We start from the raw sequence: 5,389 nt of genomic DNA, 5'->3' as shown, positions 1-5,389 counted from the left end.
GCTCCGCATCGTCCCCGAACACCACGCTGGCGAGCGGCCGGTCCAGGTGTGGGTCGACCGCCTCGCACACAGCGTCGAACGCCTCGGTGTAGACGGGTGACGTGCTGTGAAGCTCCTGCCCCATGCCCAGGTGCTGGCTGCCCTGACCACTAAACATGAACACCACGCCGCCGCCGTCTCGGGGCGTGCCAGTGACCAGGGATGCATGCGCCTCATCGGAGGCCAGGGCGGTGAGCGCCTGGACGAGAGTCGCCGTGTCGTCATTCCGGGCCACGATGACGGCCCGGTGGTCGAACAACGTCCGTTGTGAAAGCGCCCCCGCCAGCTCAGCCGGAGTGGCCTCCGGACGATCCGCAAGGTGGTCGCCCAGCCGAGCGGCGGCATCCCGCAAAGCCTCGGGCGTCTTCGCCGACAAAGGCACGGTGACCACAGGACCAGCCGACGCCTCAACAACGCCCTCGTCCGACGTCTCAGGCGCGGCTTCCAGAATCAAATGCGCGTTGGTACCGCTGATCCCGAACGACGACACCGCAGCCCGACGCGGCTCCCCCGTCTCCGGCCACGGGGTGCTGTCAGCGAGCGGCGCCACGTGCCCGGTGTCCCAGTCGACATGAGGCGACGGCTCGTCCAGATGCAGCGACGCCGGTAGCATCCCGTGCCGCATCGCCTGCACCGTCTTGATGACACCCGCGACGCCGGCCGCAGCCTGCGTGTGCCCGATGTTCGACTTGATCGACCCCAGATACAAAGGCAGCTCAGCAGTGTGGTGCTGCCCATACGTATTGAGCAGGGCCTGCGCCTCGATCGGATCACCCAGGCTGGTGCCCGTCCCATGCGCTTCGACCACATCGACCTGCCCGGCCGACAGCCCGGCATTGGCGAGAGCCTGCTCAATCACACGCTCCTGCGACGGCCCGTTAGGCGCGGACAACCCATTACTGGCACCGTCCTGGTTGATCGCCGAGCCCTTCACGACGGCGAGCACGCGGTGACCGAGACGTTCGGCGTCCGACAGCCGCTCCAGCAGCAGCACGCCGGCGCCCTCGGCGAAGCCCGTTCCGTCGGCGGCCGCGGCGAACGGCTTGCAGCGTCCGTCCGACGAAAGACCGCGCTGGCGGCTGAACTCCAGGAACATGCCGGGGGAGCTCATCACCGCCACGCCCCCGGCGAGCGCCAGCTCGCACTCGCCCGAGCGGAGCGCCTGCGCCGCCAGGTGGATCGCGACCAGGGACGACGAGCACGCCGTGTCCACCGTCACCGCCGGGCCCTCGAAGCCGTAGGTGTAGGAGACCCGGCCGGAGATGGCGCTGCTGATGTTGCCGGTGAGCAGGTAGCCGCCGACCTCCTTCGGGCCCTGGTGCATCCGGGGCCCGTAGTCCTGGGAGACCGCGCCGACGAACACGCCCACGGGACGGCCGCGCAGCGTCGTCGGGTCGATCCCGGCGTTCTCCATCGTCTCCCAGGACGTCTCCAGCAGGAGCCGCTGCTGCGGGTCCATGGCGAGGGCCTCGCGCGGGCTGATGCCGAAGAACTCGGCGTCGAAGTCGCCCGCCGTGTACAGGAAGCCGCCCGACCGGACATAGGACGTCCCCGGACGATCAGGATCCGGGTCGTACAGGCCACTGCTCCAGCCGCGGTCGTCCGGGAAGGGGCCGATCGCGTCGACCTGGTCGCGGACGAGCCGCCACAGCGCGTCCGGCGTGTCCGCGCCGCCGGGGTAGCGGCAGCCCATCGCGACGATCACGACGGGATCGGTCTCGTCGACGCGGGCGGTGACGGAGAGCGGGGCGGGGGCGCCGCCCGCGGCCTCCTCGATCAGGAAGCCGGTGATGGCGTGGATCGTCGGACGATCGAAGACCAGCGTCGTCGGCAGCCGCATCCCGGTGAGCGAGTTCAGCCGGTTGCGCAGCTCCACGGCGGTGAGCGAGTCGAAGCCCAGCTCCTTGAACGCGCGCCGGTCGTCGAGCCCGCTCGGGTCGGCGTGCCCGAGGACGACGCCGACCTGCGCGCGGACCTCGTCCAGCACCCACGGGTACCGGTCGTCGGCGGGCAGCGCGGCGAGCGTCTCGGCCCAGGTCGCGTCGGCCGCCGCGGCGCCGGAGGCGGCGGTGCAGCGGCGGGTGGCCGGGGCCAGGTCGCGCAGCAGCGGCGACGGGTGGTGCGCGGTGGTCGCCGTCGGCAGCGGCGTCGCGACCAGGTGCGGGCGGCCGAGCTGGACGGCGGCGTCCAGCAGCGCCAGCGCGTGCTCGTCGCTCATCGGGGTGAGCCCGGCGCGCCGGAGCCTGGCGAGGTCCGCGCCGGTCAGCTCGCCGGTCATGGCGCTGCTGTGCTCCCACAGTCCCCACGACACCGACGCGGCGGCCAGCCCGTGCCGGTGCCGCTGGTGGGCGAGGACGTCGAGGTAGCTGTTGGCGGCGGCGTAGTTGGCCTGGCCGGGGTTACCGAGGACGCCGACGGCGGAGGAGAACAGCACGAACGCGTCCAGGTCCAGGTCGCGGGTCTGCTGGTGCAGGTTCCAAGCGGCGTGCACCTTGGGGCGCAGCACCTCGGTGAGGTGGTCGCCGGTCAGCCCGGTCACGGGCGCGTCCCGCAGCACCCCGGCGGCGTGCACGACGGCCGTCAGGGGATGCGCGTCGGGCACGTCCGACAGAAGGGCGTCCAGGGCGTCTGGGTCGGCGACGTCGCAGGCCGCGACGGTAACGTGCGCGCCGAGTTCTTCCAGCTCGGCCGCCAGTTCGGCGGCGCCCGTGCTGTCCGGGCCGCGGCGGCTCGTGAGCAGCAGCCGCCGCGCGCCGTGCTCGGTGACCAGGTGCCGGGCCATGAGCCCGCCGAGCGTGCCGGTGCCGCCGGTGATCAGGACCGTGCCGTCCGGGTCCAGCGTCCGCGGCGGGGTCAGCACGATCTTGCCGATGTTGGCGCCCTCGCGCAGATGGCGCAGGGCGGCACGCGCGTCGAGCAGGTTCCAGCACCGCACTGGCAGCGGCTTCAAAGCGCCCGAGGCGAACAGCGCCATCAGCTCGTCGAGCATTTCCTGGACGCGCTCCGGCGGCACCGCCAGGAGATCGAACGCCTCGTAGACGACACCGGGATGTTCGGCGGCCACGGCGCCTGCGTCCCTGATGTCGGTCTTGCCGATCTCCACGAAGTGGCCGCCGCGCGGCAGCAGCCGCAGGGAGGCGTCGGCGAACTCGTGGGCGAGCGAGTTCAGCACGATGTCGAACCCGGCGCCGCCTGTCGCCTCCTGGAACTCCTGCTCGAAGACGAGGCTGCGCGAGTCGGACGTGTGCGCGTCGTCCAGGCCGAGTTTCCGCACAGCGTCGCGTTTCGCGGCGCTCGCCGTCCCGTACACCTCGGCCCCGAGGCGCCGGGCGAGCTGCACCGCCGCCATCCCGACGCCTCCGGCCGCCGCGTGCACGAGCACCGACTGCCCGGGACGCAGCCCGGCGATGTTCACCAGGCCGTGGTAGGCGGTGAGGAACACGATCGGGACGGACGCGCCCTGCTCGAACGTCCATCCGTCCGGCAGCTTCGCCAGGTGCCTCCGGTCGGCGACCGCGACGGGCCCGAAGGCGTGCTCGAACAGGCCGGTTACCCGGTCGCCGGGCGCGAGGCCGGTGACGTCAGAGCCGACCTCCAGTACGACGCCCGCGCCTTCCAGGCCGAGGCCGGTCTCGCCCTCGCGCATGGCGAGCGTGACGAACACGTCCCGGAAGTTGATCCCGGCTGCGCGCACCGCGACCCGCACCTGGTGCGGGAGGAGCGCGACGTCCCGCGCGTCGGACGGGACGACGACGAGATCGTCCAGGCTGCCCGTCCGGGCGGAGGTGTCCAGCCGCCACGCGGACGGCGCGGCCGGGAGCGGCCCCCGCGAACCCGCCCGGGCCAGCCTCGGCCGGTACACGCGGTCGCCGCGCACCGCCAGTTGCGCCTCGCTGAGCGCGTGCGCGGCGGCGACGGCGGCGGAGATCCCGGTGGTGCCGGACGACGTGGCGTCGAGGAGGTGGAACTGGTCCGGGTGCTCATTCTGCGCGGTGCGGACCAGGCCCCACACGGCGCCGTGCGCCAGGTTCAGCTCGTGGTCGTCATCTGGCATCGCGTGCGCGTGGCGGGTGCAGACCGTGAGGGTGCCGGTGTGCAGGTGCGGGGCGTCCAGCCATTCCTGGACGAGGGCGAGCGCCGCGGCCGAGGCCGTCTCGACGGCGTCGGGGCAGGTGCAGTCTTTGTCCAGGTCGTCGCCGCAGGACGTCGCGAACAGGCTGGGCAGCGCCACCACGTCGGCCGGGGCCGGGAGCGTCCCTTCCGCGACTGCGGCGCTCAGCTCTGCCAGCGTTCCGTAGCCGTTCTCGGCGTCGCCGATGAAGACCGGCGTTCCGGGCTCCGCGGTCGTCGTCTCGGCGGGCTGCCATTCCAGGAGGAACAGGTCGTCGCCGGCGGCGCGGGTGGGCGCTGCGGCGGCCGCGAGGTCGGTGCTCAGCGGCCGGAGCGTCAGCTCCTCGACGGTGAGGACGGGCCGTCCCGCCGGGTCGGCGGCATGCAACGCGATCGTTCCGGGCCTCATTGTCGTTAGCCGGACGTGCAGTGTGTCTGCCTCTACGGCGTGCACCCGGACACCCGACCACGAGAATGGGAGGCTCACCGGGCCGTCCTCACGCAGAACGATCGCCGCGAGCAGTGCGTGGAGCGTGGCGTCCAGCAGCGCGGGGTGGATGTCGTAGCCGGTGACGGGGGTGTCGGGGTCGAGCTGGACGCGGGCGTGCAGCGTCGCGGCCTGCTCCCGCATCTCGCGGAGGTTCTGGAACGCCGGGCCATAGTCGTAGCCGCGCTCGGACAGCGCTTCGTAAATTCCGGCGAGATCTGCGGGTGCCGTGCCCTCCGGCGGCCAGGCGGCGTCGTCGTCCGGGACGTCCCGCTCCGCCGGGGACAGGACACCACTCGCGTGCAGGACCCAGTCGCCTTCGCTGTCGTGCGGGCGCGAATGCACGCTGATTTCGCGAACGCCTTGGTCGTCCGGTGCGGTGACGTTGATGTGCAGGTCGCGGGGTGTGTCGGTGGTGAGGGGTGTGTGGAGGGTGAGTTCTTCGAGGGTGGGTGTGTTGAGGGCGTGGGCGGCGTGGAGCACCAGGTCGAGGAACGCGGTGCCGGGCAGGATCGGAGTTCCGTGGACGGCATGGTCGGCGAGCCACGGCTGCGCGTCCAGGGAGAGGAGCCCGGTGGCCTGCCAGCTCCCGTCGGGCAGCGCCGTGGTCGTGGCGAGCAGCGGGTGCTCGGCCGCACTCAACCCGAGCCCGGCCGCGTCCTTCGCCGCTGGGGCCGGGTTCAGCCAGTACCGCTCACGCTGGAACGGATAAGCGGGCAGCGGGACGGCGGGCCGCTTCGGCTCGACGTGCCA

1 protein-coding gene is annotated in these 5,389 nt (G+C 72.4%); it reads right to left on the bottom strand.

The window, feature by feature from the left end; translation table 11 throughout:
* Window positions 1-5,389, bottom strand: a 5,389-nt coding sequence (locus tag AF1_RS31655; RefSeq protein ID WP_157419379.1) for an SDR family NAD(P)-dependent oxidoreductase, incomplete at both ends; no start/stop codon positions are given.

This window comes from Actinomadura formosensis NBRC 14204 (assembly GCF_001552155.1).
GTDB classification, from domain to species: Bacteria; Actinomycetota; Actinomycetes; order Streptosporangiales; family Streptosporangiaceae; genus Spirillospora; species Spirillospora formosensis.
Note: the sequence above shows the minus strand (reverse complement) of the source record. Positions and strands in the feature narration are given on the sequence as shown.